1 pseudogene is annotated in these 1,036 nt (G+C 47.4%); it reads right to left on the reverse strand.

The features are described 5' to 3' along the window. Positions 1-223 precede the first annotated feature (223 nt). A pseudogene (gene gyrB, locus R7E42_RS25590) lies at positions 224-1,036 on the reverse strand (DNA gyrase subunit B); the annotation flags it as partial.

Genomic DNA, 1,036 nt, shown 5'->3' on the forward strand with positions numbered 1-1,036 from the left:
TCTACAGCACTATAGCGAGCCGAAAAAAGAAAGCAAAAGCACTCAAGCGAACAAAATGGCAAGAAAAACAGAAAAGGGAAACAAAATGGTGCCGCTACTCAAGCCTCTGGCAGTTAGTAGCAGAAAAGCCAAAGTCTTGGCATAAAGTGGTGATTTTCATACCACCAAGAAACAAAAAAGCAGCGATGGCTCGCTGCTTTTTTCTATCCAAAAACGCTTGTCGCTACACGTCTAGGTTTGCAACCTTCAGTGCGTTCTCTTCGATGAAGTGACGACGAGGTTCAACTTGGTCACCCATTAGCGTTGTGAACAATTGGTCTGCGCCTACCGCATCTTCAATCGTTACTTGCATCATGCGACGCGTCTCTGGGTCCATTGTGGTTTCCCAAAGCTGATCTGGGTTCATCTCACCTAGACCTTTGTAGCGCTGACGGCTTAGACCACGCATCGATTCTTTAACCAACCACTCAAGTGCTTCAGCAAAGCTTGATACTGGCAGAGTACGTTCACCACGTTTGATGTACGCGCCCTCTTCTAGAAGACCGTCTAGGACTTCAGAAAGGTCCGCCAGCTTGCCGTATTCTTTTGAGTTTAGGAAATCAACACTTAGCGCGTGCTCGTGAGTCACACCGTGTGTACGAACGATGATCTTCGGCAGGCTCAAACCAAGCTCTGCGTGCAGCTCCACTTCGTAGCTGTATTGGCTTGCACCCACTTCTTTCGCGTTTAGTTGCTCAACAAGTTGTTTTGTCCAAGCTTCTACTGCTGCTGCATCATGACACTGCTCAGCCGTTAGACGAGATGTGTAGATAAGCTCATGCACTAAGGCGCGAGGGTAACGACGGCTCATACGGTCAGCAAGCTTGATACCTGCATTGTATTGTTGAACCAGTTTTTCTAGCGCTTCGCCAGCTAGAGCTGGAGCTTCTGCGTTTACGTGCAGTGATGCGTTGTCCAATGCCAATGATACTTGGTATTGGTTCATCGCTTCTTCATCTTTGATGTACTGCTCTTGTTTGCCTTTTTTCACTTTGTA

This window comes from Vibrio sp. Vb1337, from assembly GCF_033338715.1.
GTDB lineage: Bacteria > Pseudomonadota > Gammaproteobacteria > Enterobacterales > Vibrionaceae > Vibrio > Vibrio alginolyticus.